Here is a 21,756-nt window from a genome sequence, read left to right on the forward strand (position 1 = left end):
CGCTAATGACCGGCTGCTAACAGCTTAACGCTAACACTTAACCACAAACAAATTTTTATTATGCCAGTTCAACCAACTTATCCTGGCGTGTATATTGAAGAACTGCCCAGTGGCGTGCGAACGATCACCGGTGTGGCTACTTCAGTAACCGCCTTTGTTGGCCGCGCATTGAGCGGGCCTGTGAATGAGCCTGTCATCATCAATAGCTTCGGCGACTATGAACGCCTGTTTGGCGGGCTATGGGTAGATAGTACGATGAGCTATGCTGTGCAGGACTTCTACCTCAACGGCGGCAGCCAGGCCATCATCGTGCGCATTGTAAACGGCGCCGATATTGCTACCATACCGCTGCCCGGCACCCTAAGCCCCATGGGCGACTTCCTGAACCTGAAAGCGGCCAGTCCGGGGCTTTGGGGTAATAACCTCAGCGCTGCCGTTAACTACAACACACAGGATCCTACCGCACCCCCTGCATCTCCCGTGGTGCCGGATACCACTCATTTCAACCTGATCATCTATGAGAACAAGGTGAAAGTGGAAGAGTATCTCAATGTATCGCTGCAGGCGGCTGATGTGCGTTTCCTGCCCCGTGTGCTGGAACAGCATTCTGCCCGTGTGGGTGTAGAAAAAGACGGCAGCGGCGACTGGATCGTGCCCACTGTACGACCGGCGGAGACCACCACCCCCATCACCGCTACCGGCGGGGATGATGGCGACGATCTTACACCGGCTGAATATGAAGGCAGCGAAAGCCTGAAAACAGGTATCTATGCGCTGCGCAATGCCGATCTGTTCAACCTCCTGAGCATACCGCCGCCTACGCGTACATCAGATACCAGCGCTTCCACTTACCAGAAAGCCCTGGAGCTCTGTGTAGACAAACGTGCGATGCTGCTGGTAGATCCGCCCCTGGCCTGGGCATCCGTTCCCACCAGCGCCGTGTCTAACGCCATTGCGGGACTATCCACCCTGGGGCTCTCCGGTACGGCTGCCCGCAATGCAGCGCTCTATTTCCCGAGAGTGCGCAAGCCCGACCCCGCCCGGCAGAACCAGATAGATACTTTTGTGCCCAGCGGCATTATTGCCGGTATTATGGCGCAGACAGATACCAACCGCGGGGTATGGAAATCGCCCGCAGGTATCGACGCAGGTATCAACGGCATACAGGGTTTACAGGTGAACCTGAACGACCAGGAGAATGGCCAGCTGAATCCCCTGGGTATTAACTGTCTCCGTGCCTTCCCCATTACGGGCAGGGTAGTATGGGGGGCACGCACCCTGCGGGGCGCAGACCAGCTGGCGGACGAATACAAGTATATCGCTGTTCGCCGCACGGCCCTCTATATTGAAGAAAGTTTATTCAGAGGTACGCAGTGGGTAGTATTCGAGCCCAATGATGAACCCTTATGGGCGCAGATCAGATTGAATATCGGCGCATTCATGCATAACCTGTTCCGCCAGGGCGCCTTCCAGGGCACTACGCCCCGAGATGCCTACCTGGTAAAATGCGATAAGGAAACAACCACGCAGAATGATATCAACCAGGGCATCGTGAACATCCTTGTAGGTTTTGCACCATTGAAGCCTGCCGAATTTGTGATCATCAAGATCCAGCAGCTGGCAGGTAAAATTGAAAACTAACTATCATGGCACAGTTTACCGTAAACACGCAACGCTTTGACCCGTACAAGAATTTCAAGTTCCGGGTAAAATGGGAAGGCCGCTATGTAGCCGGCATCAGTAAAGTAGGCGGTCTCAAAAAAACGACCGAAGTGGTGAAGCACCGCGAAGGGGGAGACCCCAGCAGCAGCCGCAAATCACCCGGCCGTACAGAGTTTGAGGCCATTTCACTGGAACGAGGTGTTACGCACGACCAGGAGTTCGAAAAATGGGCCAACAAGGTCTGGAACTTCGGATCAGGCCTGGGCGCTGAAGTATCCCTGAAAGATTTCAGGAAAGATATCATCATCGAACTGTATAATGAAGCCGGGCAGCTGGCCATTGCTTACAAGGTGTTCCGCTGCTGGGTATCCGAATACCAGGCGCTGCCAGACCTTGACGCGAATGCCAATGCCGTGGCCATACAAAACATTAAACTGGAGAATGAAGGATGGGAACGTGATTATGAAGTAACGGAACCCAGTGAGCCTTCGTTCACAGAACCGTGAGGAGTAGCTGTTAGCTGACAGCCAAAAGCTTACCCGCCATGCGCCCTCTTACTGCCACCGAATTGATCGACCACTGGGAAAGTGGTTTGCAGCAATCATTGCTGGACAGGATGCTGCGGCTGTTGTCTACAGCCTGCGGGGTTGATCCGGAGCAGATCGCTTCGCTGAGTATTGGCGAGCGGGATGCGCGCCTGTTGCAGCTGCGCGAATGGATCTTCGGCTCCCGCCTGCTGAACATCGCTTATTGTCCGCATTGCGCCGAAAAGGTAGAATGGGAGAGCGCTGTACAACAGCTGCGCCTGCAATCCTGTTTGCAGGCAGATGTACCTGCGGCACGATCCCTGGAAACGGCGGGCTACACCATCCGCTACCGCCTGCCCAACACGCTGGATATCTGCGCCGCCTATACGAATGCGGAAGCGCTGTTGCAACGTTGTATACTGGAGGTGCAACCCGCCGCGGAACCGGCTTTGCCGGAGCAGGTGGCGGCCGCGCTGATGCAGCGTATGAGCGAGGAAGATCCGCAGGCGGATATACGGATGCTGTTAAACTGCCCGGCCTGCGGGCATCAGTGGGAAGCGCTGTTTGATATTGCCAGCTACCTGTGGGCGGAAGTGCATCAATGGGCTTTGCGCCTGCTGCAGGAAGTAGGGCTGCTGGCAAGCGCCTTCGGCTGGTCTGAAAAAGAAATACTGAACATGAGCGCGCAACGCCGCCAGCTCTACCTGGAAATGATCTGATCATGGCTAACTTCATCGGCAACCTGATAGCCCGGCATACCAGTGCTGCCAGCTATGTAATGCCCCGCCTGCGAGGCAGGTTTGAACCACAACCTGGCGCCGCCACGGACACCATCCCCGCCTGGCCCGGGGAGCAAATGCCCCCGCTGGCTGAACCCTCTCCTGCGGCAGCAGCTGGCATACCTGAAGGGCAGCAGGGACATATAGCCGCGCCACCTGCACCACAGCAGCCAAAAGATGAGCCGCTTACAGCGCCCGTGGCCAACAACACCATAGCGCCACCGGAAACCTTGCTGTCATTGTTTACACCTGCTGCTGCAGCGCCGCCTGCTTCTACAGCAGCTCCGGCAGCACAAACACCGGTAGCAGCGCCTCCTGTAAATAATGGCAGGCAGCATCCTGCGCAAAGGCAGCAGGCAGGAGCTGAGCACTATCCTGGTACAATGCCCGCCGGGGGAACAGTGAACAATCATTTTGAAATGCATGCTTCAGCTGAAGGTGCTGCAACCGGTACACCGTCTCCCCCCCATGCATATACGCAAACCGCCGGCGTCCGTTCGCTTTATTTCCAGGTGGGGCCACCCGGGCAACCGCTTACGGTGGCGCCGTTGCCTAACGGGAACGGGGATACGGGATCGCCGCAGTGGCTGCACCATTTTTCTGCCGGCCGCCAGCAGCAACGCACAGCACCTTTTTCCGCTGCGGCCCAGGCGCCACAGCAGGTGATCAAGGTTTCCATAGGCCGCATAGATGTAAGGGCGCAAACGCAGCCTGCAGCGGTAAAGAACGGCACGGCTAACAAAGCGGCCATGTCGCTGGACGACTTTCTCAAAAAAAGAAGCGGAGGTACATCATGAGCACGGCGCTTGCCATAGCATCAGTAACACAGGTATTGAAAGACCTGCTGAACGACGGATTGATCAATCGTGATGTAACGGGCGTCATCGGCTCTACCGTACTGGTAACCGCCCTGCCGCCGGATCGTATTGATACCAGCACCAGCAATGAACAAACCCAGCTGAACCTGTTCATGTACCAGGCTACAACCAATGCGGGCTGGCGTAACAGCGGCTTTCCTGCATTTGACGCTTCCGGTACACGTACCGGTAATCCGCCACTGGCGCTGGACCTGCACTATGTATTGTCTGCCTACGGCAGCAGTGAATTGCACATGGAAATACTGCTGGGGCACGGTATGCAGCTGCTGCATGAAACGGCGGTACTATCCCGCGATGCCATCCGCAGATCATTAACACCGCCGGTGGGAGGGGTGAACACCGGCGATTTGCCGCTTTCACTCAGGGCGCTGTCTACTTCCAACCTGGCAGACCAGGTAGAGCAGATCAAGATCAGCCCGGAGGAAATGAACCTGGAAGAGCTCTCGAAACTGTGGACCGCCTTCGGCGCCAAATACAGGCCCACTGCAGCCTACCATATTTCCGTGGTGCTGATAGAAAGCCAGCGCTCTACCAAAACAGCGTTGCCTGTTCAGTCCCGCAATATTTATGTGATACCCTTTAAACAACCGGTGATCACCAAAGTAGGCGCACAATCAGGGCCTGCGGCGCCTGTGCTGTTTGACCAGAAGATATTGTCCGGATACCGGATCGTATTACAGGGCTACCAGTTCAAAAATGATATTGTGCTCGTCAACGTAGGCGGCATAGAAGTAACGCCGGCTGTAGCAGACATCAGCGATACTTCCATCACGTTTACATTGCCGGCAGCCTTGCCGGCGGGCGTGCACGGTATACAGGTAGTGCATCCAACATTAATGGGCTCTCCATTGGAGCCGCATACGGGTGTTGCTTCCCGTTCGGAAGCCTTTGTATTGAGTCCGCGTATCGTATCCAGCCAGGTGCTGAATGTCACCGGTGCAGGTAACGCTCCCCGGTCTGCCACTGTGCGTTTGCAGGTGAGCCCGGATGTGACCGATACCCAGCGCATTATCCTGTTGCTGAATGAGCTGAACCCGCCTGATCCCGGCGTACCGCCGCGGGCCTACAGTTTCCAGCTGCAGATGTCTGCGGTATTAAGTCCGCCCGGCTCGACCGATATTGTCAATATGCCCATTTCCGGTGTGAGGGCGGGCACCTACCTGGTGCGTATACAGGTAGACGGAGCCGAAAGTCCGCTGGGGACTGCTCCCAATGGTCATTATAATTCACCCGTGATCACGATACCATGAGTGCCGCTTCCATCACATGGCATGAGGCCAACCAGCGTTACCTGATGGCATCCGTTCGCCTGGCCAGGTTGGCGCTGGAGCTGTACAATCCCGCGCCGGATGCCGGTGCACAGGAAGATATGGCCCGGCAGATACGGCTGGAGCAGGCTTTAAATGAGCTGGAAGAAGCGGCGGAGCAGATGCCCGATACGGCGGCGCTGGATACCCTTGTAAAAGTACTGGGCCTTTCAGCCTTTGAAAAGAATATCCTGCTGCTTTGCGCAGGAGCAGAGCTGGACAGCAGCCTGGCAGCATTGATAGCAGGACTGCACGGCAACCCCTCACTGGTGCTGCCTTCATTCGGCCTTGCGCTGGGCGTGTTGCCGGAAGCGCACTGGAGCGCCTTATCACCCAATGCGCCCCTGCGCTACTGGCGGCTGATAGAATTGCTGAACGATCAGCTGGTGTCTAAAAGTCCGCTGAAGATCGATGAGCAGATCCTGCACTATCTCACCGGCGTGCATCATCTTGACGAACGTTTATCCGGACTGGTAGAATCTGCGGTGGCGGAGAAAAGCCTGGCGCCTTCGCATATGGAGCTGGCCAACCGCATCCTGCATAATTATTCGCAGCATTTTTCGCCCGGCGTGCTGCCGCTGATCCAGCTGGGAGGCGACAATCATGCAGATAAGGAAGCGATTGCAGGCTATATTGCCTCGCGGCTGGGCATGTACCTTTACACGATCCCGGTGTACGCCATTCCATCCGGCGCCCGCGATATCAATGAGCTGACGCGGTTGTGGAGCCGGGAAGCGGCATTAAAAGCCTGTGCCATCTTCCTGGATTATACCACACTGGACACAACCGACAGGCTGCGTGTACAGGCGGTGAACAGTTTTATTGAGCATGTACAGGGTATTGTTATTATCAGCACCGGGCAGGCGGGGCCTAAAACCAGGAGGGAAAAGCTGGCCGCTGATATTATAAAGCCCACTTCACAGGAGCAGGCTACCTTGTGGATGGCCCACCTGGGTGAAGCCGGCCTTGTATTGAACGGGCAGATGGAAAGGATCGTGGCGCAGTTTAACCTGAGCGCCCGCACTATCAGCACTGCCGGGGCAGCCGCCCTGGCACAGCTGCCCGAAGGCAATGACCAGGCGCAGCTCTTTCCCCTGCTCTGGAAAAGCTGCTGCAAACATACGCGTCCGTATATTGATGAACTGGCGCAACGTATTGAACCGGCTGCAGGCTGGGAGGATATCGTGCTGCCGGCCATACAGAAAGAGCTGCTGAAAGAGATTGCCATGCAGGTGAAGCAGCGTAACAAGGTGTACCAGGAGTGGGGCTTTGCGTCCCGCAGTTCGCGCGGGCTGGGCATCACCGCCCTGTTCTCGGGTGAGAGCGGCACCGGTAAGACCATGGCCTCGGAAGTGCTGGCCAGGGAGCTGGAGCTGGACCTTTACCGGGTAGACCTCAGCCAGGTGATCAACAAATATGTAGGCGAAACAGAAAAGAACCTTAAACAGATCTTCGATGCGGCAGAAGATGGCGGCGCCATTCTTTTGTTTGATGAAGCAGATGCGCTGTTTGGTAAAAGAAGTGAAGTGCGGGATAGTCATGACCGTTATGCCAACATAGAAGTGAGCTACCTGCTGCAGCGCATGGAGGCATACCGCGGGCTGGCCATCCTTACCACCAATATGAAGAGTACCATGGATAAGGCGTGGATGCGCCGCATCCGTTTCATTGTACAATTTCCTTTTCCCGATGCGGCACAACGTGCAGAGATCTGGCGACGCGCTTTTCCTGCCAGCACCCCGCTGGGGGATCTGCAGCTGGATAAGCTGGCGCGCCTCAACATCGCCGGCGGCAATATCCGCAACATTGCCATGAATGCCGCTTTTATTGCGGCAGATGAAGGCCGGCCGGTAGATATGTCGCACATTTCACGCGCGGCACGCAGCGAATATAACAAGCTGGAAAAACCATTGATCAACGCAGAACTGGGCACATGGTAACACCTCCCAACATAGAATTACACATTGAAGAGCTGGTGCTGCACGGCTTTCTGCCGGGCGACCGCCAGCGTATAGGCCTGGCCGTACAGCAGGAGCTGAGCCGCCTGTTCACAGAGCAGGGGCTGCCCCCGGGCTTGTCTTCCGGCGGGGCCGTGCCCTCACTGGATGCCGGCAGTTTTCAGCATGCGCCTCATGCAACTCCCAACGTTGTAGGCCAGCAAATCGCGAATACTGTCTTTACGGGTTTGAAAGTTTGAGCGTCTGAAAGTATCCTGACAGATAGAGACACCTTGAAACTTTCAGACGCTCAAACCAACAAACGTTCAAATGTTCAAACTTTCAAACGTTTTAACGCATGTTCTCTGGCTCACCACATTTGATAAAGGGCGGCATTGTGCTGATCAATGCAGACACTTCTGCCGTAGAGCGGATCATCACCCTGCAATACAACCCCGATACGCTTACCCGTACCTTGCAGGTACAGAGCATCAGCAATGATTCCAACAACCGTTCGCAGCCATTGCGGCTTACGGGTCCGCCGGTGGAGACGCTGAAGCTGGATGCGGAGATAGACGCTACGGACCAACTGCAGACAGCCGATGCCGTTACCGTGAAAGCAGGCATACAGCCGCAGCTGGCCGCGCTGGAAACCATCATCTATCCCAAAAGCGCGCAGCTGTTGTCTAATAACAGCATGGCGAACCTGGGCGCTTTGGAGATCGCTTTCATGGAGTCGGCGCTCACGCTTTTTATCTGGAACAAGCACCGTATACTGCCGGTGCGCATTACAGATTTCAGCATTACCGAAGAAGCTTTTGATGTGAACCTGAACCCCATCCGCGCCAAAGTGAGCCTGGGAATGCGGGTACTGAGCGTAGACGATCTGGGCTTTGATCATAAGGGCGGCAGCCTGTTCATGAGCTATCATCAGAACAAGGAACGCCTGGCAGGAATGTTCGCATCCGGCAACCTCAGTGAATTAGGCATAAACGTTATACCATGAATACGCAGTTATTACAAAACCTGCTGCAGGCGGGCAACCTGCCGGTAAACAATTTCCCGGTTACCAGCCGGTATTACCGCACGGGTACCGCCACCATCGAAGAAGCCAACGGCAGGAACATCATTTACCTGCGGCGCCGTATGGTGCCTGCGGCCGACAGGTTTGTGCTGTTGCAGGAATACGTGGTGAGAGAAGGCGACCGCCTGGATAATATTGCCGCCACACAGATCGGCAATCCCGAACAGTTCTGGCAGATCGCGGATGCCAATAACGCCATTAAACCCGAGGCGCTGACAGACGACATAGGCGCCCGGCTCCGCATCACCCAACCGGAAAACCTGACCGGATTCTGATATGCTGAAAGGAAAAGTAACCCTGAACCTGCTGATCGGCCCGGTAGTACCGGTGCCTGTTCCCAAAGAAGTGGTGGACGCGCTCACCAGCGTGGAAGCCACCACAACTGCCGGCGGAGAAAGCGGTTTCCAGCTGATCTTTAACTTCAGCAGCAAGTCGCCCCTGAATACGCTGCTGCTCTTACTGGGACAGGTGGGCCCTTTTATCCGGGTGATCATCATGGTTACCGTAAATGGTACGCCGCATGTACTGATGGATGGAATGGTGGTGAACCACCAGCTTACGCCCAACATACAAACCGGGCAGTCTACCTTTACCGTTACCGGATCAGACCTTACCAGTGTAATGAACTATGTTGACTTCACCGGGTTTCCCTATCCCTGTATGCCGCCGGAGGCGAGGGTGGCGCTGATCATCGCGAAGTATGCCATGTTCGGGATGGTGCCCCTGGTGATCCCCAGCCTGTTTACAGATGTACCTGTGCCTACGCAGCGTATACCCACACACAGGGGAAAAGACCTTGAATATATCAATGAGCTGGCGCGGGCAGTAGGGTATGTGTTCTATATAGAGCCGGGCCCTGCGCCGGGTATGAACATCGCTTACTGGGGGCCTGAAATAAAAGTAGGCATCCCGCAGCCTGCGCTGAACATTAACATGGATGCACATACGAATGTGGAGTCGCTCAATTTCAGCTTCAACGGCGCTTCCAAATCAATGCCGATTGTTTTCATACAGATAGAGGAAGCGCATACGGCCATCCCTATTCCGATACCGGATATCGGTCCGCTGAACCCGCCGCTGGCTGCATTACCGCCCATACCCGTTAATTTCCCCATGCTGCCCGATACGGCCAGCCTGAATCCCGTGCAGGCGGTGGCGTTAGGACTGGCGGAAGCGGCCCGCTCTGCAGATGCGGTGACGGGTACCGGGTCGCTCAATGTGCTGCGGTATGGTCATATACTGAAAGCAAGGGCGCTGGTGGGTGTGCGGGGCGCTGGACTTGCCTTTGACGGCCTTTACTTTGTAAAGCAGGTAAAGCACAAGATAGAGCGGGGGAAATACACACAGGACTTTACCATCACGCGGAACGGATTACTGCCTACAGTACCTGCGGTTCCGTCATGATCAATGATATATGTTATGAATGAGTCAACAGAAAGAAAGTTTTACGGCAAGCATCGCGGTACAGTGCTCAATAATATAGATCCCATGCAGAAAGCGAGGCTGCTGGTGCAGGTACCCGATGTGCTGGGCCTGGGCATCTCCAGCTGGGCAATGCCCTGTGTGCCGCTGGCTGGTATCCAGATGGGTGCTTTTGTGGTGCCCATCATCGGCTCACTGGTGTGGGTGGAATTTGAAGGCGGCAATCCAGACTATCCCATCTGGTCCGGATGCTTCTGGGGCTCTGCCGGAGAAATACCCGCTCTGGCGCTGGCAGGTGTTCCTGCTTCACCCAACATCGTTTTCCAGACACAGGCGCAGAATACGCTGGTGGTCAGCGATCTGCCCGGCCCCACTGGTGGCATCATGCTGAAAAGCACTACCGGCGCTTCCATCATTGTGAACGACACCGGTATCTATATCCAGAACGGTAAAGGCGCCAGCATTACGATGGTGGGCCCTGCTGTGACAATTAACAATGGGGCGCTGGCAATTACATGAGGGATTAGAAGTTTGGGGGCTTGAAAGTTTGAGCGTTTGTGGGTTTGAAAGTTTGAAGATGTTCCGGTGAGGTTGCCGCCTGATTGAGCGTTTAAGCGTTTGAAAGTTTGAAGGAATCACAGTGAGGTAGTCGCCTGATCGAAAGATTAAAAGTTTAAGCGTTTGAAGGCGCAGCAACTTTTCAGCACCCCTTCAAACTTTTAAATCTTCAAACTATCAAACGTCCAACTTTCAAACATGCCCTAAATATTTTGAAGTTTATGCCCGGACCTTTATTACATGTTGGTGCAACCGTGCAATGTGCGCACGCAGGGCAGGCAATGCCTACATCCCCCAATCCCCGGGTGCTGGTAGGCGGCATGCCGATTGTAACACAACCTGCTCCTTATACCATAGCCGGTTGCCCCTTCAACGTATCCGGTGCGCCCAGTCCCTGTGTAACCGCACAATGGGTAGTCGCCGCCGTTCGTGTTACCTCCAATGGTATGCCCGTTCTACTGATGGACAGCCAGGCCATTTGTGCCCCGAACGGGACGCCGCTTATGGTGTTGGCGGCGCAGACGAGGGTGATTGGTACTTAATTACTCATTGCACGGACATTAAGGATTTAGCCGGCCGCCTGTTCTATAATCATTAATTCTTCATTTTTAATTATTAATTAAAAGGATGAACATCGCATTTCCGTACCAGTTTGATAACAAGGGTAATACCGCGGAGACAAGCAATGATCGCCACATCCGTGACCTGATTGAGCAGGTGCTCTTTACGGCGCCCGGTGAGCGGGTAAATCATCCCGATTTTGGAAGTGGTTTGCTGCAGCTGGTATTTGAGCCCAATGGCGAAGAAATGGCCATCACCACCCAGTTCCTGGTGCAGGGCGCACTCCAGCAATGGCTGGGCGATCTGATAGAAGTGAATGATGTACAGGTATTGAGCCGCGACGCCACTTTGCAGGTGACGGTAGTATACACCATACGCCGCACAAGAGAACAGAACGTTGCTCAATTCTCCCGTTGACATGCACGCTTAATCGGGTTACCCCTTTGCAATTCTTAGTTATTAATTATTAATTACTAATTACCACCACAACCATACCAGGGCCCCCTTCCGCAATTCTTCATTCTTCATTCTTCATTATTAATTATAATGGAATACTTCTGCTGTAACGACGCCCGGCGCAACCAGGTAATGGAACACCCCACCATCAATGGCATTGATTTCCTGGAGGTGCTGGATAATCCTGCAGATCCGTTGCCGCTGCGGCAAACCACGCTGTATGTGCATTTCCTGAAGGATATTGTACCGGGCAGTTTGAGTGAAAAGAACGTGGTGATTGCGGGCGGTGAACGTATAAAAGATATTAAGGTAACATCGGTCACTACAGGACTGATACTTTCGCCACCGCCTTCGCCGCCTGATCCTGATGCGGCGAAGATCCTGGTGGTGCAGGTGGAAGCAGCGGGTGATTTTTCTACCTACACTCTCCACCTGGTAGCAGATGCGGCTAACAGTGACGCCCCCACGGGATACGACCCCGTACTGTCTTCGGTAGACTTTTCCTTTAAGGTGCTTTGCGGTAATGATTTTGACTGCAAGCCACAGTTTTCCTGTGCACCGGTGCCGCCGCCCGCGCCTGAGCTGAACTACCTGGCCAAGGATTACGCCACTTTCCGCCAGCTGATGCTGGACCGTCTCAACCTGCTCATACCCCAGTGGAGGGAACGTAACATTGCAGACGAAGGTATTGCGCTGGTTGAGCTACTGGCGTATGCAGGCGATTACCTGAGCTATCAGCAGGATGCTATTGCCACCGAAGCGTACCTGGGGACGGCCCGCCGTCGCGTGTCTGTACGGCGTCATGCCCGCCTCATAGATTATTTTGTACACGATGGCTGTAATGCCCGTACCTGGGCGCATATAGAAATAGCAGCAGGCATCACCGGTTTGCTGCTGCAGCAACAGAACACCTACGGCATCACGAAGATACTTACCCGTACCAGCGCTATACCGGCCGCCTTCCGGTCCGACAGCAAGGAGTTTGAGGGCGCCATGAGTGAAGGTGCACTGGTGTTTGAGCTGATGCACGATATCATACTGGATCACCGGCATAACCAGATGGCGTTCTATACCTGGAAAGACAGCCAGTGCTGCCTGCCGCAGGGCGCTACCAGCGCTACATTGAAAGGCAATTTCGCCGCCCTGACACCCGGTATGGTATTGATACTGGCAGAAGTGCTGGGGCCGCAGACAGGGGAACCGGGAGATGCAGACCCAAACCACCGTCACCCCGTACGCCTCAGTGATGTACGGGTAACGGAAGATCCGCTGGACAACCAGCCGGTTACCATCATACAATGGGAAGCCGCAGACGCACTACCTTTCCCCTTGTGTATCTCCACCAGGAATGAAAGAGGGGAATTTCCCAATGTGAGTCTTGCGCTGGGCAATAATGTGCTGGTGGATCATGGCATGACGGCGGAGTTTCCGCTGGACCCTGTGCCTTCGCCGCGTTTAAGCGTACGCGTGCCCGACGGCGATCCCTGCGAGGTAACAGAAACAACCAACATTCCCTTACGATATTATCCCAAACTTAAGTTTGGTCCGGTTACGCAGGTGGCGCCTTATCAGCCGGATTCCGCGCTGAGCGCACGCCAATGGTCTATGCGCAACGTGCTGCCTGCCATACAGCTGCTGGAAGCCGGATCGCCGCATACCTGGACGCCACAGCGGGATCTGCTGAACAGCAAACCCGCCGATCTCCATTTTGTAGTGGAAGTGGAAAACGATGGTACTGCTTACCTGCGTTTCGGCGATGATCTGCTGGGCAAACGGCCGGCTCCGGAGACCGCCTTCACGGTACGCTGCAGGATCGGTAATGGCGACAGCGGCAACATCGGCATACAACCCAAAGTGTACCTGGTGTCTGATGATCCGGATATCACCGGCGCCAATGAAAAGATCAGGGCCGTATCCATGCCTTTGCCCGCTATCGGCGCCATGGAACAGGAGAGCATACAGATGGTACGGCAGAAAGCCCCCAACGCTTTCCGCAAACAGGAACGCGCCGTGACCCTGGAAGATTATGAGCAGCTGACCAGGAGCGTTGACCAGACGGTACAGCGCAGCGCCGCCACTTTCCGGTGGACAGGCAGCTGGAGAACGGTTTTCCTGACAGTAGACCGCCTGGGCGGCGAAGCGATCGCTGCCGATTTTGAAACACAGATCCGGCAGAAGCTGGAGCGCTACCGCATGGCGGGGCACGACCTTGAAGTGAACAGTCCTGTATATATCTCGCTGGAAATTGAAATGGTAGTGTGTGTGAACGAACATTATTTCAGAAGCGATGTACAGGCCGCCCTCTTACAGATCTTCAGCAACCGCGATCTGCCCCGGGGAGGCAGGGGCCTTTTCCACCCGGATAATTTCAGCTTTGGTCAAACTGTATACCTCAGTCCTTTATACGCCGCCGCACAACAAACGCCCGGCGTAGATGCAGTGGAGATCACAAAATTCAACCGGCAGGGTAGAACGGATACGGTAGCGCTGGAAAAAGGAGAGCTGAGTTTGTCACGCCTGGAAATAGCAAGGCTGGACAATGATCCTAACTTCCCTGAGCATGGTGTGTTCAGGCTGATCATGAATGGAGGGAAGTAACTATCTAATAAGTATTCACTATGCAAGACACTTGTAATTGCTGCACCGGTCTTCTTACCGGCACTCCCTTGCAGATCTATAACCGGCCGGGATTACAGGCTATTGCTTATCGTGCCGGTACTTATGCTACTTTCAGAGACAGCCTGCTGGCCCGCTTATCGGGCGCAGATCAGCATGCGCTGCTGCACCTCACTGCCAGGAATAAAGATGATTTTACCATTGCATTACTGGACGCATGGTCTGCCATGGGAGAGGTGCTCACCTTTTACCAGGAGCGCATCGCCAACGAATCTTACCTGCGTACTGCCACAGAGCGCTTTTCTGTATTTGAGCAGGCCCGCCTGATCGGTTATGAACTGCGTCCGGGGGCGGCAGCAGGCACGTTTCTGGCCTTTACGCTGGAAGACGCCCCCGGCGCACTGGGCCCGGTGCTGAGCACCGGTACTTCACAGAACCCTGTTGAAGGACTGCCGCCCATTACCATTGCCGCCGGTGTAAAGATCCAGAGCATTCCCGGCCCGGGAGAAACCGCCCAGCTCTTTGAAACCGTTGCGCCGATAGAAGCAAGGCCGCAATGGAACGCTATCCGGCCGCGTTTAAAACAGCTGCAGCTGCTTACCCTGGATAAAGGCCTGGTTATACTGGACGGCGCCGCCAATGACCTGAAAAAGGGCGATGTACTGTTGCTGTCGCAAACCATTTCGGGGGTGCAGCAGCTGAGAATGAGGAAAATATTATCCGTATCGATAGACACCGACGCTAAGACCACCCGCGTGGAACTGTCGGCAACCAGCAACCAGCTGCCGGTGTTTAACCGCCCGGTACAGCCGGCGGGCGATATCAATATCTTTAACACCCGGGAACAGCTGGACGAATCCGTTATTACACAGATCATCTCCAGCAACTGGAAGGAAGACGACCTGGCCGTACTGTTGCAAACCAAAAAATGGTCTGCACATGACCTGGTGTCCGGCATTGCCAAAGCGCAGGCTGCGCGGCAGGGCGCCATCACTTCGCAGGATGTTTTCGTGTTTCGCAAACAGGCCGCCATCTTCGGTTATAATGCGCCGAAGGAGCCATCTTATAACGGCAGCATTCCCAAACCGCCTTCCCAGTGGACAGAGTGGGACCTGGATGCAGAAGAGGCAGACGGCAGGGTGTTCCTCGACAATGCTTACGAGGAGGTACTGGCCGCCGGTTATATTGGCCTGCAGAAAGACGGGAAGAATGTAGAGCAGGCCCCGGTGTTTAAAATTCAGCAAACTTTTATACGGCCGCGCACCGCCTATGGGCTCAGCGGTAAATCTACACAGGTCGCCATCCCCATGCAGTGGAAGGATGTGGTAGGCGGCACGGTGCACTACCCCGCGCCGTTGACCGGTTTCGGCGACCCGGTTTTTGGCGCCGCTGCTGTGGCCAACCAGGCGGCCGTCAGCAAACTGTCTGTCTTCCGGGATATTACGGTGTATGCCCAGAGCGTACGCCTTTCCCTGGCAGAACTGCCGATTGAAGATGTAATAGCTGGCGATACCATCACTTTGAACAGTTATTACCCCGGCCTGAAAACCGGCCAGCTGGTGATCGTAACCGGGGATCGTCATGATCTCAAAGGCGCTACCACCAGTGAGATGATGACCATCAGGGAAGTACTGGTGGAAGGTGGTTACAGTGTGCTGGTATTCACCGCCTCTCTCGCGTATACGTATACACGCAGCACCGTGAATGTGAACGCAAATGTGGCACCTGCCACACATGGCGAAACGGTGCAGGAAGTGTTGGGCAGCGGCGATGCCGCCAAAGCGTTCCAGCAGTTCACCCTGCGTCAGCCGCCGCTTACCTATACCAGGGGCGCCTCTGCCAGTGGCGTGCAATCCACGCTGGAGATACGCGTGAATGACCTGCTTTGGAAAGAAGTGCCCAACTTTTTAGACCGGGGGCCGGATGAACGGATCTATATTACGCGGCGTGATGATGAGGGAAAGACCACGGTTACTTTCGGCGACGGCATCACCGGTGCGCGCCTGCCCACCGGCCAGGAGAATGTAAAGGCCAAATACCGGAAAGGTATTGGCACGGGCGGCGCAGTAAAAGCCAGGCAGCTGTCGCAGCTGGTGTCGCGTCCGCTGGGCGTTAAATCAGCGCTTAACCCGGTGCCCGCTATTGATGCAGCAGATCCGGAACAGCTGGCGGATGCACGCCGCAATGCACCGCTGACCATCCTGACGCTGGACCGTATTGTATCGCTGCTGGACTATGAAGATTTTGCACGTGCATACACCGGTGTGGAAAAAGCACTGGCCACCTGGACCTGGCAGGGACAGAAGCGTACCATCTTCATCACCGTTGCAGGTGCAGAAGGTGCCGCTATCAAATCAGACAGTGAACTGTATAAGAACCTGCTGGACGCCATCCGCAAAGCCGGCGATCCCCGTGTTACCGTTACGCTGTCTACTTATGTGCCCCAGTTCTTCCGGCTCTCCGCCAATCTCAAGATCCACCCGGATCACCTCACGGATAAGGTGCTGGGCGCAGTAAGCGCCAGCCTGCAGGAAGCCTTCTCTTTTGCTGCACGCAACTTTGGGCAGGCGGTACATTACAGTGAGGTAGCCGCGGTGATACAGGCAGTGGAAGGAGTGATTGCGGTGGATATCGACAGCCTGTACCGCGCAGATGATCCATCCGCCGGATTGCATTACACCATCCCTGCATCCATGCCAGTAACCACAGACGGCAATGTGACGGCGGCAGAGCTCCTGTTGCTGGACCATCGTCATCTCGATCTTAAAGTGATCATATGAGCTTCGATAAAGAAAGACTGTATAAGCTGCTGCCATCGCTGTACCGCATACGCGACCAGGAAACAGCCAATGCCCTGTTCCCCGGGGAAGAGCGCCCCGGTCCGCTTAAAGAACTGCTCACGCTGATAGCGGAACAGATAGCGGTGCTGGAAGAGAACTTTGAACAGCTGTACGACGATCAGTTCATTGAAACCTGCGCAGAATGGGTAGTGCCGTACATCGGCGACCTGGTAGGCGCACGCGGCCTGATCGTTTTTCCCAATGCGCCCTTTACACAGCGTGCGCAGGTAGCGAACACCATTCAGTACAGGCGCCGTAAAGGTACCGCCGCCGTGCTGGAACAGCTGGTGCATGATGTAACCGGCTGGGACTCCAACGTAGTAGAGTATTTTACCCTGCTGGCCACTACGCAGTACCTGAATCACCTCCGGCCGGAAAACCTGTCTGTAACAGGCCTGAAACAGGGATCCCTGCTGGAGTTCATCAACACACCTTTCGACAGAACCACCCGCACGGCGGATGTGCGCAATATTGAACGTAAAAGAGGCCGCTATAATATTCCGGATATCGGCATCTGGCTATGGCGGCTGGCCAGTCATCCCTTGTTGCAGGCGCCCGCTTTCCGCGTGGATGACAGGCGCTATACCTTCAACGCCCTGGGCATGGATACGCCTTTGTATAACCGCAGTGAATCGGAAGATGAGATCACGCACCTGGCAGGTCCGGAGAATGTGCCCATACCGCTCAGCCGCCGCCGTATGGCGGCAGACCGTGCAGCGTTCTACGGCGTTAACAGGAGTGTGCTGATCTACGTAGATGGTTCACCGGTATTATTGCCTGATAACATTTCCATCTGTAATCTCAGCGACCTGGTAGATCCCGGGGGCAACGTGATCGGCTGGGCCAATATGCCAGCATCTAAGATCGCTATTGATCCCGTACTGGGCCGCATCGCATTCCCGGCCTTACAGGCGCCGCCTGTCAGTGTAAAAGTGGATTATTACTATGGTTTCAGTGCAGAGATGGGAGGGGGTACCTATGGCAGAACCAACACCTTTGCCACGGGGCTTGAACAGGAAGGACTGGTAAGGGTGCCTACCGATAAAGCCACGATACAGGAGGCTTTGCTGGAGCTGGCGGCCACGGGTGGTGTTATAGAAATAGAAGACAGCAACTACTATATAGAAACGCCGGTGATCAGTTTAACCGCCGGCACCAAAATAGAGATCCGCGGCAGGGAAGAGGCAAGGCCCGTATTAGTACTGGCGGGCGATATGGAGATAGCCGGTGAAGCCAACACGGAAGTGTCGCTGAATGGCCTGCTGGTGATTGGCGGCAACCTGCATATCCCTTTACAGAATGCCGGTGGTAACAATAACCAGCTTGCTTTGCTGCATATACAGCATTGTACGCTGGCGCCAGGCGCCACCGCAGCTATCGGTGATGTGGCGGCGCAGCCTTCCCAGCCAAGACTGGTGGTGGAAGCGCCCGGGGCTGCCCTGCGTATCAGCGAAACCATCTGCGGCGCAATACGTGCCACAGAAGGCGCCACCATCCATATCAGCAACAGCATCATTGACGCCGGCGGCGAACAGGAGGTGGCTTATGCAGGGCTTAACGCAACGGATCCCGGCGCTGTACTTCATGTGGAGAACACTACCATCATCGGGAAGGTCTACACGCGCATTATGGAGATGGCATCCAACACCATCTTCTATGCCAGCCTGCAGGCAGGCGACGGATGGACCTACCCTGTGGCGGCAGAACGCCTGCAGCAGGGCTGTGTACGTTTTTCTTATCTGCCTCCCGGTCATAATCTGCCCCGTCCTTACCGTTGCCAGCCTGCAACACCGGAAGATGCTGCAAGGGTAAGGCCGGTATTTACCTCGCTGCGCTACGGGGACGCAGGCTATTGCCAGCTGAGCGGGCACAGCGCAGCGGAGATCAGGCAGGGCGCAGACGATGAAGCGGAAATGGGCGTTTTTCATAACCTCTATCAACCACAACGGGAAGCTAACCTACGCGTAAGGTTAAACGAATATCTCCGCTTTGGATTAGAGGCAGGAATATTTTACGCTTCTTAAAATCATTTAAACTTATAGGAGGATAAAACAATGCCAGGAGATTATTCTCGAAAAATATTCAACCGGCAAAAGCACTACAGCGGAGTGCTGATGCAACAGGGCCGGGTACAACTGGATGCCGACTGGAATGAACAACTGGACATTCAGCAATACAGAACGCATACGGAGAGTATCGATGTGATAGGCTCTTCCGGTGTGCCCAAAAAAGGAGACGGTTTTAAGATCAGCGTACTGCCGGGCGGTACTGATCTGCTGATCGCCCCGGGCCGCCTGTATGTATCCGGTTTGCTGTGTGAGCTGGATCCTGCTATGCCGCCGGTTACCTACAAGCAGCAGCCCTGGTATCCTAACCCGGATATCCAGCACTTTATCGGCAGCCCATTATCCAGCCCCCCGGGAAGCCCGCCTGCGAGTCCGCCTGCGAGTCCGCCATCCAGTCCGCCGGGAAGCCCGCCCTCACCGGTCATTTCCCTGAACCTGCAGAACGGCGCCTACATTGCCTACCTGGAAGCCTGGCAGCGGGAGATCAATTACCACGATGATCCGCTGATACAGGAAGTAGCCCTTGGCGAAGCAGACACTACCACCCGTTTACAAACGGTATGGCAGGTAAAGCTGCTGAAGGTGAACCCGGGCAATGCAACACCGGAATGCGACAGCGTATTTCCCGAATGGGATACTATCATTGCGCCGCCGAGCGGCAGGATGAATGTACGCACCAACAAGGCGGCAGATTCGCCTAACCCGTGTTCGCTGCCGCCGAGCGCAGGATTCCGCCGGCTGGAGAACCAGTTGTACCGGGTGGAAGTGCAGCGTAACGGAACACGTGCCAATGCGCGTTTCAAATGGTCAAGAGACAACGGATCTGTAGAAACCAGGATTGAGAAAGTGAACGGCAGCATTCTTACCGTTGCCGATGTAGGGAAAGATGATATACTGGGTTTCGGTATTGGCCAGTGGGTAGAGATCGTAGATGAAACAGCTACACTGAACAATACGCCGCATCCGCTGGTGAAGATACACGGCATCAATCCCGCTACGCGCGAGATCACGCTGGAAAGTTCAGCCGCTGCCTATGCGGGTATCACTAACCTGAAACTGCGCAGATGGGATCAGTCTGATGCAGCTGCTACTGCCGATGGTGTTCCCATGACAGGCGACTGGCTGGACCTGGAAGACGGCATACAGGTACAGTTCTCAGAAGGTAATTATAAAGCCGGCGACTATTGGCTGATACCTGCCCGTACTGCTACCGGTGAAGTAGAATGGCCGCCTTACGCTATTCCCAATACCAGCCCGGTATCACAGCCGCCCGCCGGTACGCCGCACTATTACTGCCGCCTGGCACTGATCACGGTGCAGAATGGCAGCGCGGAAATAGATGATTGCCGTGAGCTGTTTCCTTCATTGACAGAGATCTGTGCAGAGGATATCTGCTACACCAGCAATACCTGTTTGTCGCAGGCCACCACCGTTCAGGAAGCGCTGGACCTGCTTTGCGCCAGCCGCAGCGGCGCCTGTACCTTTACGGCCATGCCGGGCCCGGGATGGGAGAGCGTATTTGACCAGATACCAGCAGGCACAGACGCCCAGGTGTGTTTCCCGGCAGGATCGTATCCGGTAACGCAACCCGTGCAGATCACCAACAAAGGACATATCAAGATCAGCGGCTGCGGCCCCGGCACACGCATCCTGGCGCCCGCTGCGGAAGCTGCGATGGTGTTCAATAATTGTAAGTCGGTTCTGGTACGTGATATCTATGCGGAAACCGGCAGCGCTGGTCCGGCACGATTGAACGGAACGCTGACCTTTGTGAACTGCCCCAATGTGGACATAGAATATGTGAACCTGAAATGCGGCAGCGGATTTACCAAAAACGCTACGTGTATCACTACCCGTAATGATCCGGCCAGTCCGGGACAGGTACGCATACAAAACTGTAACCTCAGTGTTGGTTACCTGCAGCAGGGTATACTGGTGGTGAACGCATTGCGTTCGCTCATAGAGCATAACGTGATCACCGTATACGAAAGACCTGCCAATGTACTGACTTTCCCTGAGCTGGTGAAAGCAGCGGAATACCGGGCAGCTGCCAGGAGCATCTTTATGTATGATGTACAGCTCACCCCCGGTGAAACAGGACCCGGTTTTGTAATACTGACCTTTGCCAATGTGCGCATTCAGTTCAGAACCTACAGCAGCCTGTTAACGCAGGCTGCCTGGGCCGCCTTGTTACAGGCTAACCCGCCTACCGACCAGGTGATCGTTACACCGATGGGGCTCCTGATGTATGTTAGAAAACTGGTAGACCGCATACTGCTGGATGAGACTTTCAGGAATAACATCGGAAGAGGCAATGCATTTGCTTCGCTGTTTAACCTGATCGTGCGGACGGATGAAACATTCGGATGGGCTGGTATAACGGTTGGCGGACAAATCGCCAAAGAAGTAAAGGTACATCAGAATACGGTAGAGGGATTTCTGCAGGGAGTACACGTAGGGGTAAGTCACCGGGTAACCAATAATTCACGCGACCTCGCAGAAGCCGTTACCATAGCAGATAACAACATTACAATAGTGCTGCCGCTGTATGGCGGGCGCTGGGACCGCCACGGTATTTTTGCAGGCAACACCCAGAGCCTGGTGATAGAAAATAATCATGTGCAGCTGCGGCGATTGAGTGCAAACACCAATATCATTGCTATAGATGGTCTACGGGTGTGGGGGCAGCTGGGCGGAAGGATGATGGTGACGCAGAATCACCTGTTGAGTGCAGACAATAACCAGAAGAACAGCTTTAATATCGGTATTCATATTAACCCCATATTGCAGCGGCCTAACACTGCGCAATGGATCGTGATGTGGAATGTGGCGCCTTCTGTCAATACCACGGTAGTAGTGATCAATGGGGCGATTGCGCTGGAAGGTACCAACGCAGGTTAAGTGCAAAAAAAAGTTTGATGTTGCCGCTAAAAAACTGATCAGAAAATTGGTGTTACGGTTATTAATGTTTAACTTTATAACTGCAGCGCGATTCCGTTCGGTAAGGTAGAGTTGTAGCAATGCGTCTCTAGGGTTCGACTCCCGGCGTTGTACATAGTTTAG

At 54.9% G+C, this 21,756-nt stretch carries 17 protein-coding genes; all 17 read left to right on the plus strand.

Annotated features, from left to right (window positions below):
* Positions 1–60: 60 nt before the first annotated feature.
* Positions 61–1,641 (plus strand): phage tail sheath C-terminal domain-containing protein, encoded by a 1,581-nt coding sequence (locus Q0577_RS07570; RefSeq protein ID WP_298734381.1) that lies wholly within the window; start codon positions 61–63, stop codon positions 1,639–1,641.
* A 5-nt stretch (positions 1,642–1,646) separates the two neighbouring features.
* Positions 1,647–2,168 (plus strand): phage tail protein, encoded by a 522-nt coding sequence (locus Q0577_RS07575; protein ID WP_298734384.1) that lies wholly within the window; start codon positions 1,647–1,649, stop codon positions 2,166–2,168.
* A 38-nt stretch (positions 2,169–2,206) separates the two neighbouring features.
* Positions 2,207–2,908: a hypothetical protein gene (locus Q0577_RS07580; RefSeq protein ID WP_298734386.1), complete on the plus strand. Its 702-nt coding sequence runs from the start codon at positions 2,207–2,209 to the stop codon at positions 2,906–2,908.
* A gap of 2 nt (positions 2,909–2,910) precedes the next feature.
* Entirely contained in the window at positions 2,911–3,765 is an 855-nt protein-coding gene (locus Q0577_RS07585) for a hypothetical protein (RefSeq protein ID WP_298734388.1), read from the plus strand.
* Entirely contained in the window at positions 3,762–5,096 is a 1,335-nt protein-coding gene (locus tag Q0577_RS07590; RefSeq protein ID WP_298734390.1) for a DUF4255 domain-containing protein, read from the plus strand. The genes Q0577_RS07585 and Q0577_RS07590 overlap by 4 nt, the downstream gene beginning before the upstream one ends.
* Entirely contained in the window at positions 5,093–7,093 is a 2,001-nt protein-coding gene (locus Q0577_RS07595) for an ATP-binding protein (RefSeq protein WP_298734393.1), read from the plus strand. The genes Q0577_RS07590 and Q0577_RS07595 overlap by 4 nt, the downstream gene beginning before the upstream one ends.
* Positions 7,087–7,350, plus strand: a complete 264-nt coding sequence (locus Q0577_RS07600; protein WP_298734394.1) for a hypothetical protein — start codon at positions 7,087–7,089, stop codon at positions 7,348–7,350. The genes Q0577_RS07595 and Q0577_RS07600 overlap by 7 nt, the downstream gene beginning before the upstream one ends.
* Positions 7,351–7,448: 98 nt before the next feature.
* Positions 7,449–8,096 (plus strand): hypothetical protein, encoded by a 648-nt coding sequence (locus Q0577_RS07605; protein ID WP_298734395.1) that lies wholly within the window; start codon positions 7,449–7,451, stop codon positions 8,094–8,096.
* Positions 8,093–8,449 carry a hypothetical protein gene (locus Q0577_RS07610; protein WP_298734397.1) on the plus strand — a complete coding sequence of 119 codons (357 nt, stop codon included), beginning with the start codon at positions 8,093–8,095 and terminating at the stop codon, positions 8,447–8,449. The genes Q0577_RS07605 and Q0577_RS07610 overlap by 4 nt, the downstream gene beginning before the upstream one ends.
* Before the next feature lies 1 nt (position 8,450).
* The gene (locus Q0577_RS07615) at positions 8,451–9,578 is read left to right on the plus strand and encodes a hypothetical protein (protein ID WP_298734400.1); all 1,128 of its coding nucleotides are present in this window, start codon (positions 8,451–8,453) and stop codon (positions 9,576–9,578) included.
* A 15-nt stretch (positions 9,579–9,593) separates the two neighbouring features.
* The gene (locus Q0577_RS07620) at positions 9,594–10,115 is read left to right on the plus strand and encodes a phage baseplate assembly protein V (protein ID WP_298734403.1); all 522 of its coding nucleotides are present in this window, start codon (positions 9,594–9,596) and stop codon (positions 10,113–10,115) included.
* Positions 10,116–10,375: 260 nt separating this feature from the next.
* The gene (locus tag Q0577_RS07625; RefSeq protein WP_298734406.1) at positions 10,376–10,696 is read left to right on the plus strand and encodes a hypothetical protein; all 321 of its coding nucleotides are present in this window, start codon (positions 10,376–10,378) and stop codon (positions 10,694–10,696) included.
* An 85-nt stretch (positions 10,697–10,781) separates the two neighbouring features.
* Positions 10,782–11,132: a GPW/gp25 family protein gene (locus tag Q0577_RS07630; RefSeq protein ID WP_298734407.1), complete on the plus strand. Its 351-nt coding sequence runs from the start codon at positions 10,782–10,784 to the stop codon at positions 11,130–11,132.
* Positions 11,133–11,261: 129 nt separating this feature from the next.
* Entirely contained in the window at positions 11,262–13,769 is a 2,508-nt protein-coding gene (locus tag Q0577_RS07635; RefSeq protein ID WP_298734410.1) for a baseplate J/gp47 family protein, read from the plus strand.
* Between the two features lie 20 nt (positions 13,770–13,789).
* On the plus strand, positions 13,790–16,567 hold the full coding sequence (locus tag Q0577_RS07640; protein ID WP_298734413.1) for a putative baseplate assembly protein: 2,778 nt from the start codon (positions 13,790–13,792) through the stop codon (positions 16,565–16,567).
* Entirely contained in the window at positions 16,564–18,651 is a 2,088-nt protein-coding gene (locus Q0577_RS07645; RefSeq protein WP_298734416.1) for a hypothetical protein, read from the plus strand. Before Q0577_RS07640 ends, Q0577_RS07645 begins: the two co-directional genes overlap by 4 nt.
* A 30-nt stretch (positions 18,652–18,681) precedes the next feature.
* Complete coding sequence (locus tag Q0577_RS07650) at positions 18,682–21,594, plus strand: DUF6519 domain-containing protein (RefSeq protein ID WP_298734418.1); 2,913 nt, start codon at positions 18,682–18,684, stop codon at positions 21,592–21,594.
* Positions 21,595–21,756: the final 162 nt, after the last annotated feature.

It is taken from the genome of uncultured Chitinophaga sp., assembly GCF_937898475.1.
Lineage (GTDB): Bacteria > Bacteroidota > Bacteroidia > Chitinophagales > Chitinophagaceae > Chitinophaga.

Coding starts and splice junctions, on each gene's coding strand:
- Q0577_RS07570 (WP_298734381.1), top strand. CDS start 61: ATGCCAGTTCAACCAACTTATCCTGGCGTGTATATTGAAGAACTGCCC.
- Q0577_RS07575 (WP_298734384.1), top strand. CDS start 1,647: ATGGCACAGTTTACCGTAAACACGCAACGCTTTGACCCGTACAAGAAT.
- Q0577_RS07580 (WP_298734386.1), top strand. CDS start 2,207: ATGCGCCCTCTTACTGCCACCGAATTGATCGACCACTGGGAAAGTGGT.
- Q0577_RS07585 (WP_298734388.1), top strand. CDS start 2,911: ATGGCTAACTTCATCGGCAACCTGATAGCCCGGCATACCAGTGCTGCC.
- Q0577_RS07590 (WP_298734390.1), top strand. CDS start 3,762: ATGAGCACGGCGCTTGCCATAGCATCAGTAACACAGGTATTGAAAGAC.
- Q0577_RS07595 (WP_298734393.1), top strand. CDS start 5,093: ATGAGTGCCGCTTCCATCACATGGCATGAGGCCAACCAGCGTTACCTG.
- Q0577_RS07600 (WP_298734394.1), top strand. CDS start 7,087: ATGGTAACACCTCCCAACATAGAATTACACATTGAAGAGCTGGTGCTG.
- Q0577_RS07605 (WP_298734395.1), top strand. CDS start 7,449: ATGTTCTCTGGCTCACCACATTTGATAAAGGGCGGCATTGTGCTGATC.
- Q0577_RS07610 (WP_298734397.1), top strand. CDS start 8,093: ATGAATACGCAGTTATTACAAAACCTGCTGCAGGCGGGCAACCTGCCG.
- Q0577_RS07615 (WP_298734400.1), top strand. CDS start 8,451: ATGCTGAAAGGAAAAGTAACCCTGAACCTGCTGATCGGCCCGGTAGTA.
- Q0577_RS07620 (WP_298734403.1), top strand. CDS start 9,594: ATGAATGAGTCAACAGAAAGAAAGTTTTACGGCAAGCATCGCGGTACA.
- Q0577_RS07625 (WP_298734406.1), top strand. CDS start 10,376: ATGCCCGGACCTTTATTACATGTTGGTGCAACCGTGCAATGTGCGCAC.
- Q0577_RS07630 (WP_298734407.1), top strand. CDS start 10,782: ATGAACATCGCATTTCCGTACCAGTTTGATAACAAGGGTAATACCGCG.
- Q0577_RS07635 (WP_298734410.1), top strand. CDS start 11,262: ATGGAATACTTCTGCTGTAACGACGCCCGGCGCAACCAGGTAATGGAA.
- Q0577_RS07640 (WP_298734413.1), top strand. CDS start 13,790: ATGCAAGACACTTGTAATTGCTGCACCGGTCTTCTTACCGGCACTCCC.
- Q0577_RS07645 (WP_298734416.1), top strand. CDS start 16,564: ATGAGCTTCGATAAAGAAAGACTGTATAAGCTGCTGCCATCGCTGTAC.
- Q0577_RS07650 (WP_298734418.1), top strand. CDS start 18,682: ATGCCAGGAGATTATTCTCGAAAAATATTCAACCGGCAAAAGCACTAC.